Origin of the sequence: Sorangium sp. So ce1014, from assembly GCF_051521505.1 — a bacterium.
Classification (GTDB): Bacteria; Myxococcota_A; Polyangia; order Polyangiales; family Polyangiaceae; genus Sorangium.
Map to the genome: position 1 here is coordinate 8,334,150 of NZ_CP150356.1, position 13,818 is coordinate 8,347,967.

Annotated in this window: 12 protein-coding genes; 3 read left to right on the forward strand and 9 right to left on the reverse strand. The window is 71.9% G+C overall.

Going from position 1 to position 13,818, the window contains the following annotated elements; translation table 11 throughout:
• Positions 1-93 precede the first annotated feature (93 nt).
• The 4 genes from WME75_RS31490 to WME75_RS31505 all read right to left on the reverse strand — a co-directional run bounded on the left by WME75_RS31490 (position 94) and on the right by WME75_RS31505 (position 4,281).
• Positions 94-486: an RNA recognition motif domain-containing protein gene (locus WME75_RS31490; protein WP_437478905.1), complete on the reverse strand. Its 393-nt coding sequence runs from the start codon at positions 484-486 to the stop codon at positions 94-96.
• 390 nt (positions 487-876) lie between these two features.
• Positions 877-1,800, reverse strand: a complete 924-nt coding sequence (locus tag WME75_RS31495; protein WP_437478906.1) for an undecaprenyl-diphosphate phosphatase — start codon at positions 1,798-1,800, stop codon at positions 877-879.
• A gap of 106 nt (positions 1,801-1,906) precedes the next feature.
• Positions 1,907-2,479, reverse strand: a complete 573-nt coding sequence (locus WME75_RS31500) for an RNA polymerase sigma factor (RefSeq protein WP_437478907.1) — start codon at positions 2,477-2,479, stop codon at positions 1,907-1,909.
• A 401-nt stretch (positions 2,480-2,880) separates the two neighbouring features.
• Positions 2,881-4,281: an RNA polymerase sigma factor gene (locus tag WME75_RS31505; protein ID WP_437478908.1), complete on the reverse strand. Its 1,401-nt coding sequence runs from the start codon at positions 4,279-4,281 to the stop codon at positions 2,881-2,883.
• A 619-nt stretch (positions 4,282-4,900) separates the two neighbouring features.
• Here WME75_RS31505 and WME75_RS31510 point away from each other — a divergent pair.
• Complete coding sequence (locus WME75_RS31510; protein ID WP_437478909.1) at positions 4,901-5,842, forward strand: hypothetical protein; 942 nt, start codon at positions 4,901-4,903, stop codon at positions 5,840-5,842.
• A gap of 115 nt (positions 5,843-5,957) precedes the next feature.
• Here the strand turns inward: WME75_RS31510 and WME75_RS31515 are convergent, their stop codons facing one another.
• On the reverse strand, positions 5,958-7,034 hold the full coding sequence (locus WME75_RS31515) for a hypothetical protein (RefSeq protein WP_437478910.1): 1,077 nt from the start codon (positions 7,032-7,034) through the stop codon (positions 5,958-5,960).
• Positions 7,035-7,914: 880 nt separating this feature from the next.
• Between WME75_RS31515 and WME75_RS31520 the strand changes: the two genes are divergently transcribed.
• Complete coding sequence (locus WME75_RS31520) at positions 7,915-8,760, forward strand: hypothetical protein (protein ID WP_437478911.1); 846 nt, start codon at positions 7,915-7,917, stop codon at positions 8,758-8,760.
• A 161-nt stretch (positions 8,761-8,921) separates the two neighbouring features.
• On the opposite strand, the gene WME75_RS31525 is transcribed toward WME75_RS31520, so the two are convergent.
• Together WME75_RS31525 and WME75_RS31530 are read right to left on the reverse strand one after the other, a co-directional pair.
• Positions 8,922-9,680 carry a ferritin-like domain-containing protein gene (locus tag WME75_RS31525; RefSeq protein ID WP_437478912.1) on the reverse strand — a complete coding sequence of 253 codons (759 nt, stop codon included), beginning with the start codon at positions 9,678-9,680 and terminating at the stop codon, positions 8,922-8,924.
• Positions 9,677-10,900, reverse strand: a complete 1,224-nt coding sequence (locus WME75_RS31530; RefSeq protein ID WP_437478913.1) for a hypothetical protein — start codon at positions 10,898-10,900, stop codon at positions 9,677-9,679. The genes WME75_RS31525 and WME75_RS31530 overlap by 4 nt, the downstream gene beginning before the upstream one ends.
• A gap of 761 nt (positions 10,901-11,661) precedes the next feature.
• On the opposite strand from WME75_RS31530, the gene WME75_RS31535 reads away from it, so the two are divergent.
• The gene (locus WME75_RS31535; protein WP_437478914.1) at positions 11,662-12,192 is read left to right on the forward strand and encodes a response regulator; all 531 of its coding nucleotides are present in this window, start codon (positions 11,662-11,664) and stop codon (positions 12,190-12,192) included.
• Positions 12,193-12,286: 94 nt separating this feature from the next.
• On the opposite strand, the gene WME75_RS31540 is transcribed toward WME75_RS31535, so the two are convergent.
• Together WME75_RS31540 and WME75_RS31545 are read right to left on the reverse strand one after the other, a co-directional pair.
• A complete protein-coding gene (locus WME75_RS31540) occupies positions 12,287-12,781 on the reverse strand; it encodes a VOC family protein (RefSeq protein ID WP_437478915.1) in 495 nt (164 codons plus the stop codon).
• A 55-nt stretch (positions 12,782-12,836) separates the two neighbouring features.
• Positions 12,837-13,733 (reverse strand): helix-turn-helix domain-containing protein, encoded by an 897-nt coding sequence (locus WME75_RS31545; RefSeq protein WP_437478916.1) that lies wholly within the window; start codon positions 13,731-13,733, stop codon positions 12,837-12,839.
• Between the last annotated feature and the right edge of the window lie 85 nt (positions 13,734-13,818).

Here is a 13,818-nt window from a genome sequence, read left to right on the forward strand (position 1 = left end):
TTTCGGCGCCTTCGGGCGCGTTCTTCAGCGCCCTATGGCGCATTGAAGGCGCAGGCGCGGCGGCGCACGAGCTCCGCCGCGCCGCGCCGGTGATCAGTACCGGTCGCGACCGCCGCGGCCGCCGCCACCGCCGCCGTAGCCACCGCGGCCGCCACCACCACCGCCGCCGCCGTAGCCGCCACCGCCGCCACCGCCGCCGAAGCCACCACCGCCGCCGCCGCCGCCGAAGCTGCGCGCCGGGCGCTCCTGCGCCTCGTTGACCTTGAGCGCGCGACCGTCGAGGACGGCGCCGTTCAGCTGCGAGATGGCGCTGTTCGCGGCCTGGGCAGAGCCCATGGTCACGAACGCGAAGCCGCGCGGCTGCCCGGTCTCGCGGTCGGTCGGCATCGCGACCTCACGGACCTCGCCGGCTGCGGCGAACGCGGACTCGAGGGTCTCGCGGGTGGTGCTGAACGAAAGGTTTCCAACGTAGAGACGATTTCCCATGCCATCCTGCTTTTTTTACGGCTTTCTGGTGCGCCATGCGGCGCTCTCGGCCTGCCATCCGACGAAGCCGTATCGGATCGAACGGAGACGTGCCGCGCGGAACCCCCGCGCGGTCACACGGTGCGTCGTCCAGTCGTCCGAGCGAGCTGCAGTCTCCCTCACGAAGGAGGGAAGAGGGAAAGCGTCGTATCGAGGGCCAGGGACGTTCGTGAGGAGGAGCATCCTAGCCCGACGCGACGTCTTTCGCAAGCAGGCCGTTCCGTCTTCCGTCGCGGAGCCTGCTTCCGGCGCTGCGAGCGCTTGGTTGAGCTCGGTTCCGCTCGGTTCCGCTCGGTTCCGCTCGGTTCCGCTCGGTTCCGCTCGGTTCCGCTCGGCCCGCTGGCTGTTCGCTTACGGACGGCTCGGGGGATCGTCGGCGCGGGCGAGGCCGTCCTCTGCGGTCGCGACGTTCCCGCGCGGTGCGGGCTCGGCCGCGGCGGCGCCGACGTCGACCGGGGCGGTGCGGCTCGCGAACCAGAGCCACACGACGACGGCGCCGAGCGCGATGCGGTACCAGCCGAACGGCGCGAGGCCGTAGCGCTTGAGGTAGCGAAGGAAGACCGCGATCACGAGCAGGGCGACCACGAACGAGACGGCGAGCCCGATGACGAGGGCCGCAGCGCCGCCGGGCGCTTCGAAGAGGGCGCGGCCATTCTGGGCGAGGTCGAAGACGGTCGCGGCGCCGAGCGTCGGGATGGCGAGGAGGAACGAGAACTCGGCGGCCGCGGCGGTGCTGAGGCCCGAGAGCTGGCCGCCGACGATGGTGGCCATCGAGCGCGACGCGCCGGGCCAGAGCGAGAAGCACTGCGCGACGCCGATCGCGAGCGCGCGCCGCAGCGTGACGTCCTCGACGCGGGGAGCGCCCTGGTCGGGCCGGCGCCGGCGGGCGGACTCGACGCCGATCATCAGGAGGCCGCCGGCGATGAGCGCGACCGCCACGGGGCCCGGACCGAAGAGGTACGCCTTGATGGCCTTGTGGAAGAGCAGGCCGACCACCGCGGCCGGGATGAAGGCGACCGCGAGGGCGAGCGCGAGACGGAGGCTGTCGGGGTCGCGGCGGAAGACGCCGCGCACGGTGGCGGCGAGGCGCTCGCGGAAATAGACGACGACGGCGAGGACCGCGCCGAGCTGGATCACGATATCGAGCGTCTTCGCCGCCTCGCTCTGGTGACCGAGCCACGCGCCGAGCAGGATGAGATGACCGGTGGACGAGACGGGGAGGAACTCGGTCAGGCCCTCGAGGACCCCGAGCAGGACGGCATCGAACCAGAACATTGCGCGGAGTCTAACCGCACCCCGGGCGCGGCGGATCGAGAGCGCGCAGAGGATCGACCGGCGTGGCGGCGAGCGCCGGAGGCCGGCGTGAGGGTGGAGCCCTGGCTCACCAGCTCCGGCGCGCGATCCGGCCAGCGAGCGCGCTCCTGGCGAGCCGCAGCCTGCTGGCGGCCGTGGCGGGGCTCAGGCCATGCGCCCTGGCGTGGGCGGCGAGGGTCCGAGGGCCGGCCGCGACGCGGAGGAGCTCGCGATGGCGGGCGGACAGCTCGGCGAGGGCATCGAGCGCGGCGCGGGCCAGGAGCCTGCCTTCCGGGTCGATGCTGCCCTCATCGACCAGCGCGCGCGGCTCGTCGACCGGAATCTCGCGGCGGACGCAGGCGCGCCCCAGGTGATGGCCCGCCTGTCGCCACGTGATGCCATGCAGCCACGACTGGAGCGCGCGCCGCGGAGCGGCCCGCGGATCGGGGCGGTACCTGCCCGACTGGATGGCTTCCCAGGCGGCGATGAGCACGATCTGGAGCAGGTCCTCGCGATCGCGCGCGGGGACGCCGCACGCAATGAGCCTGGCCGCGATGAGGCGTCGCTCCGCGACGAGAGCGTCAAGGGATGGGGAGACCGCAGGGCGCAGCGGCGTCGAGAGCGGCGGAGCGGGCGGAGCGCCGCGCTTGCGACGGCTCACCGGGAGCTCCGGCACACCGGGGCTCGGGCGACCGGCGGGGGGCTGCGGGCAACGGACCGTTCCTCGGAGCGGTCTGCGCTGGCGGCATGCAGGAACACGCGGCCAAGCGCAACCCCGGTGATCCAATCCTGTCTGCTGAACGGCGTCTGCATGCCCGCGGGTTCCCGGACAGGCCTGCATGTCGCTGCGAAATCGACCCGGCGCACAGGGCCTTTGCGGCCCGTTCCGTCGCGAGAGCTTGATGTGAATCTGCACGACTGCCTCCGTCTCGGTCGCGAGGGTCATTCCTTCCACATCTGCCATGTCTCCGTGGAGGCGAGGGCACGAGTCTGCACGAGGCCATACTTCGGCCAGCGCGTCAGGCGAGCCCGCGGGCCGTCGCGGGGGGAGCGTCCCGCTCCTCACCACCGATCATCGAGTGCGTCCTCGATGGCGGGCAGGTACGCGCTGCCAGGGAAGGTTTCGCGGAACCGGGCGGCGCGGGCTGCGGCCTCGGCGCGCCGGCCGGCTCGGGCGAGGGCCTGGATCGCCAGGGTCTCGCGCTGCTGCGCTCTCGGGCTGCCCGGGTGGCTCCGCGCGTGGCGGTCGAGCGCATCGAGCGCCGCGGTCGCCTTCCCCGTCCCCAGCGCGGCGATGGCGCGCTGGATCAAGGCCAGGTCCGTGTCCATCGGCGCGACGACCGTCTGCGCGCTCGTCGCGGCCGGCGACGCCGGCGCCGCCCGGGGAGGAGCCGCCGGCACGTCATCGAGCGCGACTGTCGCGCCGGAGCCGATCGGGACGGCTGCGAGCGTGTCGCCGCGAAGGAGGGCGACCTCCGGCGGCGGGGCAGCGCGCGGCAAGGCCGCGTGGCGTGCGGCGGCGGCGCCGGTGCCGGCTCCGGCCATGAACAACGCTGTGCTCGCCGCGACGAGCTTGGCCCGCGTGATCTCGATACCCGCCCGCGCGAAGCGCGCCGGGGCGTGGCGCGCCACCCACCCGGGGAGCGCCTCCGCTGCGCCATCCAGGCGCGGCAAGGCCTGCACCGCCTCGCTGGCCGGCGTGTCCCCCTCGCCGGCCCCGGTGGCGAGCAGCGCCTGAAGCTCTGCCCACAGCGAATCGCCGAGGTTTTCCGGCAGGTCGAGCCGGACATCCCCGAGCTCTTGCAGGAGCGGCCTGTCGGCCAGGGCGAGCGGCGCCAGCGCGAGCCGGGCGCCGAGCACGCCGAGCGCGTCGCGGTCGCGGGCGCTCAGCCGCCGGACCGCGGCCGCGAGCTCCTTGCGGGCCCGCCGCAGCCGATCCCAGGCGGTGTTCTCCGGGATCTGGAGCGCCTCGGCGATCTCGCGCATCGGGACGCCCTCGATCTCGTACAGGATGAACACGAGACGCCGGTCGTCCTGGATGCGCTGGACGAGCGCGCGGACGACGCGCTGCGCCTCCGCCTGCGCGAGCAGCGCCTCCGCGTCGCCCGCCGGATCCGCGGCGTCGACGCGCTCGGCCTCGGAGCGCGCGAGCAGCTCCCGCCGGTTCCTGGACAGCCGCAGGTGCCGCAGGGCGAGGTGCGACGCGATGCTCGCCACCCACGCCTTCATGGAGAAGCGAGGGTCGTAGTCCCCGAAGCGGCGGTGGACGACCAGGAACACGTCCTGGGCCACATCGCGGAGGTTCCGCGCCGGGACCCCCATCCGCCAGAGCACCCGGAGGACATACCCGAGCAGGCCCGTGTAAACCTCCTCGAAGGACGGCCGTGGCGGCGCTGCCGCCGGTTCGGGGGTGGCGTCAGCGGCGGGAGGCGGCGGAGGCTGGCGGGGTCGAGAGTCCGTCATCAATACTTATTCCGCCGAGATGGGCCGGGTTGTGGCGGAATCGTCCGCGGGGTAGAAAAAAATCGGAGGCCTGGCCCTGCCACGATGGGGCTCCCGCCCGACGCCCGGCGCCGGCAAGGACGGGACATGGCCCTGTCGGGCAGTGAGCCTGAGAAACATCGATCGGATTCCGCAATGCCATGCGACCAGGTTCTCGTGGGCTGAGGTCTTCTCACGAGGCTCGCCTCATGGTCTCCTGGCGCGCGATCGCGTCGGGTGGCTCCGGTCGATGTGGCCGCGAGCGCGGCAAGGAGATGGGACGATGAGCAGGATGACTCGGCGCATGAAGCACGCGGTCGTGGCAGCATGGGGCGCCGCGTCGCTTGGCCTGGGGGCCCTGGCTGGCGGGTGCGAGGTCCATGGATACGGGTTAGAGGTCGTTTGTCAGGATCCGACCTTCCCAGGTGCCACGGATCCCGGTGGTGCCTGTTATGATGCCGGGACCGACGCGGCCGCGTGCGGGGATGCCGGCCCGGACGCGGGCGACGACTGCGCCGACGCCGGCGCTGACACCGAGACCGACACCGCCACGGCCCCCGGGTTCGACCCTGCCCAGCCGGAGCTCTGCCCAGAACAGTGCGTGCCGAGAGAGCCGCTCGGCTGGTCCGAGCCGGTGCTGCTCTGGATCGGCCCGCCGGACCAGGCGCCCGACTGCCCCGCCGCCGCGCCCAGCATCGGCTACGAGGGCCATGCGGACTTCACGGCGCCACCGCCGCGCGCGTGCCCGGCCTGCCTGTGCGACGCGCCGGACGCCTCGTGCGAGCTGCCGGCCGGATGGCGGGCGCACGCGAGCTTTCCTTGCGGTAGGCCCGGCGCCGCCGAGACCTCGTTCGCGGCACCGGACGGGTGGGACGGCGCGTGCACCTCCACGAACGTGATCGGGGCCGGGCAGGTGTGCGACGGCGCCCTGTGCGCGCAATCGCTCGAGATCCCGCCACCGCGCGTGCTCCCCGGAAGCTGCGCGGCGAGGAGCGCCGAGGCGCCGGAGGAACCAGGAGAGCCCGAGCCCGGCGGGAGCTTCGCGCTCCTCGCCCGGGCGTGCACCGGCACCGTGGTCGCCCCGTGCGCCGATCCGGGGATGACGTGCACGCCGTCGCCGCCGACCGGCGAGGGCGCGCCGCCCGAGGGGTTCCTGACGTGCATCCACCACGAAGAAGAGCAGGACTGCCCGGCGACCTACCCGGACCGGCACGTCTTCCACGCAGGGGTCGAGGACACGCGCGGCTGCGCTCCCTGTGGCTGCTCGGAACCCATCGGAGGCACGTGCAGCATCCTGGCGTCGGCGTTCAGCACTGAGGCGTGCTCGCAGCTCGTCGTCAGCGTGGTGGTGAGCTCCGAGGCTCCGATCTGCGTTGGCATCGTCCCCGGCACGGCGCTCGGGAGCAAATCAGCGAGCGTGGTCCAGCGCGATCCCGGTGCATGCCAGCCAACGGGCGGCGAACCAACGGGCGGCGTCGCGCTGCTCGGCGCGGCGACGTTCTGCTGCCGCCCTGCGTCGGTACCTGAGCCGGTACCCACCTGAAGCAGGCCGACCTGGGTGCTCACGGCTGCGTCCACGCGCCGCCTTGCTCCCATGCTTCCAGCGAGCGCGACGCTCCCGGCGAGCGCGCCACGCTCGTTGAAAGATCGCATCCAGCTCAGAACGAAGCGACGAGGCGCAGATCGCCTGCCGCGGAGATCGCGGTTGCGGACCAGCTCGGAGCGCCGGAGATGTGCATGATCGGGCGGATCACGTGGGTGAAAAGCTCGCCGCTGAGCTGCGCGGCAAGACGGGGCGAGATCGGCACCTCCAGGCCTGTGCGGAGCCCGAGCTCTGCATAGGGCAGTGCCATCTCCCCCATGAGATTGACCGTGCCGGCGTGCCGCACGCGGCCTGCGGTGGCGAGGCCACAGCCGAAGAACCAAGCCACGTGCCCGCAGGGGACGATCGAGCCACCGAGCCAGGACACCTCCAAGAGCGCCCCACCGTCGAGCTGGGCGGCGACCGGCAAATGGATGCGTCCCTCCAGCGAGAGCGAGAACGCCTCCCACCGGGCGCCAACGACCCCCGAGAACCCGACCGCCGGGGCCGGCGCGAACCCGCCGGCGATCAGCGCCCCCACGCTGATCTGAAACCGTGGCCAGGCCGGCGGCGCCCCCACGCCGATCTGAAACCGTGGCCAGGCCGGCGCGGGGCTGCGGCGCTCCACGGGCCGCGCCGGAGCGGCGGGCGGGCACGGCGGCGCCGGAGCCGGCACGCGCGGAGAGGCGTCTTTCGGCGCTGGTACGGAGGCTGCTTCCGGCGGCGCCGGAGCCGATAGCGCCGATGCTGGGGGCGCCGGAGACGCCGGCGCCGGAGGTGCCGGGGGCGACGGGGCCGGCTCCCGCGCCGATCGCACAGGGCGCAGCACGATGGCGAGGGCGGTGCCGACGTCCTCCACGAGCGCCCCGCAGGTCGCGCTCGTGAGCTCCTGGCCGCCGAGCCGCCGGCCGTCGCTGTCGAGCAGCGCGATCTCTCCCAGGAAATGGCGTCCCTTGCGCCGAAGGACCACCTCGACCTGCCGGCCGCCGCCGTCCACGAACGGGTCGGTCCCGCCGAGCTGCGCGGCGATGACGTCCCGGAGCGCCTGCTCGTCGGCGCACCCCTCCGCGCCGGGGCCGCGCGTATAGGACAGCCGCGCGCCGCCCGTCGGGGCCTGACCCTGGGCCGGGGGCGCCGCCAGCACCAGGGACACGGCAAGACTGCACCCGATGGCGTTCAGACGTGGATAGCGCAAGGGACTCCGCTCGAGCGTCAGGTACCGGATGCAGGCCAGCGCCGAGGGGTCACGATCGGCTGCGCCCTGCACCGAATGGAATTACGGAACACGACCGGGATCCGACAACGGACTTTTCCGCGCCGGAGCCACCCGCCGCGCCCACCCTGACGGGAGCTGAAGACCTCGAGGTCTGCGGAACGGGTCGATCCCCCGTTCCGGAAAGCCCACCGGCCTCTCAAACAGGTCGCCGACCCCTGGAAAGAACCCGATCGGCCTGCGCCAGCACGACGGCGACCCGATCCCGGAAGCCCGGGGGTGTCTCCGGGCCGGACGGCGACCCGTCCGGGAACCCTCCGGGCATCGCCGACGGGACGGCGACCCGCCCGGGAACCCTCCGGGCATCGCCGACGGGACGGCGACCCGTCCGGGAACCCTCCGGGCATCGCCGACGGGACGGCGACCCGTCCGGGAACCCTCCGGGCATCGCCGACGGGACGGCGACCCGTCCGGGAACCCTCCGGGCATCGCCGACGGGACGGCGACCCGTCCGGGAACCCTCCGGGCATCGCCGACGGGACGACGACCCGTCCGGGAACCCCGGACGGCCCCCGGGCAGGGCTCACCGTCGCGCGGCCCTCCCCCTCCCCCGCCCGCGCCGGCGGTCGCCGCATTCCGAACAGGGAGACGGACCTGCAGGGGCGAAAGACATCAATGATTCTCTTCCTCTTCCCCTCCTCGTGAAGGCTCCCCGGCATCCACCCGCCCGCCTCCATCCGCACGTGCCATGGCGCCGAGAGCACATTGCCGACGGCCGGTGCGCTGGACTCGGGGATACCATCGTTCATACCATGCGACCATGGATCCCACGTTCGATGCTTCCATCTATGTTCGCGCTCCCGTCATCAACATCGCCAACGGCGTGACCCTCGCCCACGCGCTGGTCGCAGCCTGTCCCGAGGCGGCGCCGGAGAACGTCGCCAAGGCATGCACGAAGCTGAAGGCCGCCGGGGAGGCAGGCCAGAAGGCGCTCACCGCGCGCCGCCGCGAGAACGGCGCCCTGTCCGAGGAGGACGTGCGGGGGCTCGACCGCGAGGCCGACGGCAGCTTCGGGGCGCTGCGCATGCGCCTCATCGCGACCTCGATGCTCCCCGCCGAGCGTTACCCGCAGGCGCGGCGCGCCGGGGAGCTCGTCAAGGAGCTCTTCGGTGACGACGGGTTATCGTTCCTCACCGCCGAGTACTCCGTGCAGAACACCGTCATGACCTCCATCGTCGAGCACATCCAGGAAGCGGATCTCCAGCCGGAGATCGATGCGATCGCCGGGCCCGAGTTCCTCGAGCAGATCGGCAACGTCCTGCCGCGCTACGACGTGATGGTGCGAGACAGGCTGCAGAAGGAAGTCGCCGCGACATCGAACCTCGCCACCGTCATGCGCGCCATCCAGTCCGCCATCGTGAGCTATGCGACCAAGGTGGTCGGCATGGTCGACGAGGACGAGCCCGCGACGATCGAGGCCGTCCGGAAAGCCCTCCGCCCGCTCGACGCGCACCGCGAGGCCGGCGCCCGGCGGGGGCAGGGCGGCGCCAAGGGCGAGGCGGCGACCAGCGCGCCGGCCGCGCCGGCAGGACCGGGGGCGCCGGTAGCGCCGGGGACGCCAGGGACGGGCACCGACGGCGGCGGAGCGCTGAGCGCGCCGGTCTGACACGGACCCTCCCGACGATCCGAGCGGGCCGTCATCGAGGCGCTCGAGGACCTGGGCAAGCAGGGCCAGATTCGGGTCGTGGTCCTGTTTGAGCAGGAAGGCGGGAAGGCGGGAAGGCGGGCGCGCGGGCCTGGATCAGGCGTGCATTGAAGCAGCTCGGCTCAGCTCGCGGTCGTGCCGCTCGGCGCGCCATCCCCCCTGCCCCGGGCGAGCACCGACGCCTTGACCCAGGAGCGCACCATCGTGAGGTGGCGCGCCTCGGCGGCGCGCGCCGCCTGGAACTGCGCCAGGACCTGCGGGTCGTTGAGCCCCTGGCACATGCCGATGAGCACGTCCCACGCGTCGTTGTCCGTGAGCTCGGCGATCAGCATCGCCTCCAGCGCGTCGGCCAGGTTGGTCCTCGGATCCGTGACGACCTTGATCAGGCCACACGAGGCGACCCCGTGGACGTCGGCGAGCGGCGTCTCGGCCGTGGGATCCGCGCCCAGCATCCGGATCACGGAGGCGACCAGGAGGAAATGCTCCGCCTCGTCCCCGGTGATCTGCTCGATCTCCGCGCGCGTCGGGCCGCCCTCGAACGACCCGAGCGCGTCGAACTTCGAGAGCACCCCTTTCCATAGCCGGCTCCCCGCCCGCTCGAAGGCGAGGCGCTCGCCCAGCTTGTCGAGCAGGACCAGCGGCGCGTCGCCCTTCAGCGCGTGAATGGCCGTCTTCACGGCCCCCTTGAGCGTGCCGGGAGGAGGCATGGTCCCGACCCGCTCTTCCCGCCGCGCGTAGTGGGCGATGAGGGTGGCGATGGCCGAGTCGTCGCCCACGCTGCTCGGCGGCAGGATCGTCGCTCCCACGACGACCTCCTTCGAATCCATCGGTGACATGTCCATCCCGGTGCGGTTCATCCCCGCGGTCGTCTCGGTCTTCATGCTGACCTCACTTGAACACGCCTGGCGCCGTTGCCGTTCGCTCCCTTGACGGGACCCGCCTGCACCGCGAGCTCCGTCCCGGGGACCCACACGTACCCCGCGGCGACCGCCTCGGACGGCGATCCGCTCCTGTTGATCCGCTCGCGGTAGGCGAGCGTCTGCGGGGACTCCGGCACCTGCGCGGGATCCACGATGCTCTCGCCGACGGCGCGCAGGTGCACCTCACCCTGGAGGACGCGACGCACGAACTCGCGGTGGCTCCTGAACTCGATGGGATCGGGCAGCTCCGCCGGCAGGAGCTCCGCCGAGTCCCTGTTCTCGATCCGCTCGAAGAGGCGGCGGACGTGGTGCAGCTGCCCGAGCTCGTAGTCGACGAACCGCTCCCAGAGGGCCTTGATCCGGGGGTTCGACTCGGCCTTCGCACAGCTGTAGTAAGTGTAGACCTCGGTCGCCTCGTGCAGGAGCCACTTCTCGAGCCAGCTCTCGCCGGGATCGATGATCGACTCGTACTGCGTGACGTGCTGCTCCTCGATGGAGGCGATCTCCGCGTAGAGCTGCCGGGCCATGGGATCGGCGAACGTCGGTCCGACGTTCATGTAGTAGTCGTGCGTCTGATGCTCGGACGCCATGATCGTGAGCGCGTGCAGCTTGGTGAGCGGCGTCGCCGTCCTCCGGTCGTAGGGGGCGCGCAGGTCGTCGTCGGGGTGACGGTGCTCGACGCTCGTGGGCCTGCCGGGGCAGATGTCCGTGTAGCACTGCAGGATGTTGTTCGAGTCCTTGCCGTGCACGCGATCCATCAGCGCCGAGTAGCGATACAGGTGGTCGAAGTCCTCGAGCATCCCGAACCGGTAGACCTGGGCCAGGTACTCGTCGGGCTCGTTCATCGCGACCGCCGCGGTGACCTCGATCGCCACCTGCTCGAACCCGATGGTCGTCTCGAGCACGGACAGGTCGCCCGGCAGGAGCCAGTTCACCATCGTCTGCTGGTGGTGCTCGATCCGGCGGATGCGGGCGAGCTCCTGCTGGAGCGCGCCGTTCATGCGAGCACAGGCGTGCGAGAAGCGCACGGCCTCGGACTCGATGCCGTTCATCAAGATGATCCGGACGCGGGTGAACGCGTCATCGTTCAGCTTGCTGGACGGGATGCTGACCAGCTCCCGCCAGTCGAACTGCTGCTTGTCTAGCGGTGTGCCCCGCTCGTTCAACAAATCAAGTGCCACATTGACCTCCAGTCCCCTGGCGCCGCGCCTTTACCGCGCCTTTACCGCGCCTTTACCGCGCCTTTACCGCGCCTTTACCGCGCCTTACCGCGCCTTTGCAAAGCGCGCTCCACGCAGGCGCCTGCCCTGTCCACGACAGGCGAGCGCCGGATGGGGCACTCGGCCACAGCTGTCGCAAAATCGCCCCGCGCTCCTTGCCTGACGGGCTCAGCGGAGGTCCGGGGCGCGCACGACTGGCAGGCTCCATGAGGGTAGAGACGTACCTCACTGTGAAGATTCGAACATCGGACATTTGTTAATTATCGTGCATCCGCGGTCGCGAGCCCGAGGCGCGCTTCCGCAGCCGCGATGAGCCCGTTCGTTCACGTTACATCCCTGACGTCCCGGCTACCTGGAATACCCCAGTTCACGCAGGCCGAACGGAACTCGAGATCTCCGTGCTGGCCTGTTGAGAGGGCGTGTTGCGGTGTTGACTCCAACAAACCGGGTCGTGTAGATCTCCAAAGCAGAGGCCGTCGGCGCGGGGGGCGCCGGGCAGGCGCTCACCACCACGCAAGCGCGCTCGCGCTCCTCCGCGACCAGCGGCACAGGACGCGGACCCGCGATCGTCGCAGGAGGCAGCCACCGTGTCATCGACCGTAAGAGCTCATCGCACCTCTTCGGAGGGTCAACACAGAGGCGCCGTATGCTCATCGTCCCGGAGGAGATACTGCGTCCTCGTTGTCGAGGATGATGAGCAAGCGCTGAGCAGCATCTCTGCGGTGCTCTCCACGGATGTCGACGTCGTGGAATGTACGTCGGCGGAGCAGGCGCTCGCGCTGCTCGAAACGAAGGAGTTCCACCTGGTCTGCGCCGATCTCATGATGATTGGAATGAAGGGAGACGAGCTCCTCCGGAAGGTCACGAGCATGCCCGTTTACACGAGCTGTCTCCTGATCACCGGGGCCGAGGAGTACGCGCGCTCGAAGGAGGCGGGTGTTCTCCATGTGCTGCTCAAGCCGTTCCATCCTGAGCGGCTGATGGCGATCGTCCTCCAGCTGGCGCGCCTCACCGAGATGAAGCGCTCGGTTCACTCGATGGCGGACTCGCTCACGCCGACCGACCCCGGGGGCGAGCTCATCTCGTGCGACGGCTCCGACGCCGGGGCGGCGCCGGAGTCGTCGTCGCGGGCGCCGAGATCCACGAGGTTCGAGGCCCGCGTGACGCGCGGTGCCGCGCTCGGTCTGCAGGAGCCGGAGCCGTCGCGGGCCGCCGCGCTCTCGTCCCGCGCCCTGCGACGGCCGGCCCGGTGAGCCCGCGGGCCGCGGTACGCGCCGCGGCCCGCAGGGGCGCGTGCGGCGAATCGGCGAATCGGCGGCGGGGCGGCCCGGGAGGAGGCCGCGCGGCTCAGGCGCCGCTCGGGCCCTTCTCGTCCCACCACCTCGCCATGCGCACCTGCATCTCCTCGACGGAGACGTCCTCGATGACGGCCGAGAGGATCCACTGGTGCCCGAACGGGTCCTCGATCCTGCCTTCGCGCCGGCCGTAAAACTGGTCGTCGATCGGGTAGATGATCTTGGCCCCCGCCTCGACGGCGCGCGCGGCGACGGCGTCGGGGTCCTCGACGTTCAGCGTGATGACGATGGGCGAGCCGCCGAGCGCCTTCGGGCCGCGGGCGTTCCACTGGGGGGCCTCGTCCGCGACGCTGACGACCGAGTCGCCGAGGACGAGCTCGGCGCAGACGATGGCGCCGCCGAGCTTCGGGTCGGCGAGGCGCATCTTCTCGGTCGCGCCGAACGCCTTCTTGTAGAACGCGATGGCGTCCGTCGCGCCGGCGACGACGAGGTGCGGCACGACGGTGTGGTACGGGGGCGGGGCGATGGGGTGAGGTCGCTGGGTCATGGGCGGAGGATGCCCACGCGGCCCGAGCGGGTATTGTAAAAACGTGCCGGCCGGATCAGCCGTCGAGCGGGACGTGGTTCCGCTCGCGCCGCCTCGCGACGTACTCGGTCGGGGTGAGGCCCGCGAACGCGCGGAAGTCGTGGATGAAGTGCGCCTGGTCGTAGTAGCCGCACGCGGCTGCGACGCCCGCCCACGAGATGCGCTCGTCGCGCGCGATCGCCGAGATCGCCTGCTGGAAGCGCTGCACGCGGCAGTAGCGCTTCGGGGTGAGGCCGACCTGCTCGGTGAAGCTGCGGATGAACCGCTTCGAGCTCATCCCGAGCTGCCCTGTCACGTCGGCCACGGTGGTCGCGCGGGACGGGTCGGCGAACGCGGCGAGCGCGAAGTCGACCGCGGGGTCGCGCGCGAGCGGGCGCGCGGGGCGGCGGAGGAGCCGCGCCGTGAGCGCGGCCTCGAGCGCGCGGAGCCTGGCGTCGGGGGTCCTCGCCTCGAGGACGCGCTCGCGGACGAGGGCGGCCTCGCGGCCCCAGAGCGCGTCGAGCGAGACATGGGCGCCGCTGAGCGGCTCGGTGTCCGGGCCGAAGAACGGGGAGGCGCCGCCCGGCGTGAGCTCGGCGCCGACGATCGCGCGCTGCTCGGCCGTGTCGATCGCGAAGTGCTCGGCGTGGGCGCCGCAGACGGCGATGCCGGAGAGGCGGTGGCAGCGGGCGGCGGCGGTGGCGGCGGTGGCGGCGGTGGCGCCGGCGGGGGTGGCAGGCGCGGCCTCGTACCAGCGCAGCTCGTCCTCGGCGAGGTTGATGAGGAGGCTCATGGCGCCGGTGGGGAGCACGCGCTCGAGCAGGTCGGGGAGCTCGGGGGCGGCGTAGTACCAGAGCAGGCGGACGAAGCGGCCGAGCGGTGGAGGCGGGGCGTACGTGACGAAGCGCATGGGGCGGCCCGTGGGAGGCAGCATGCCACGAGAGGAGCGGAGGACGGGCCTCTTTGAGGAGCATCAACTCCTCGACGATGGAGCATGGCCGCCGAGCTGCCCTTCGAAG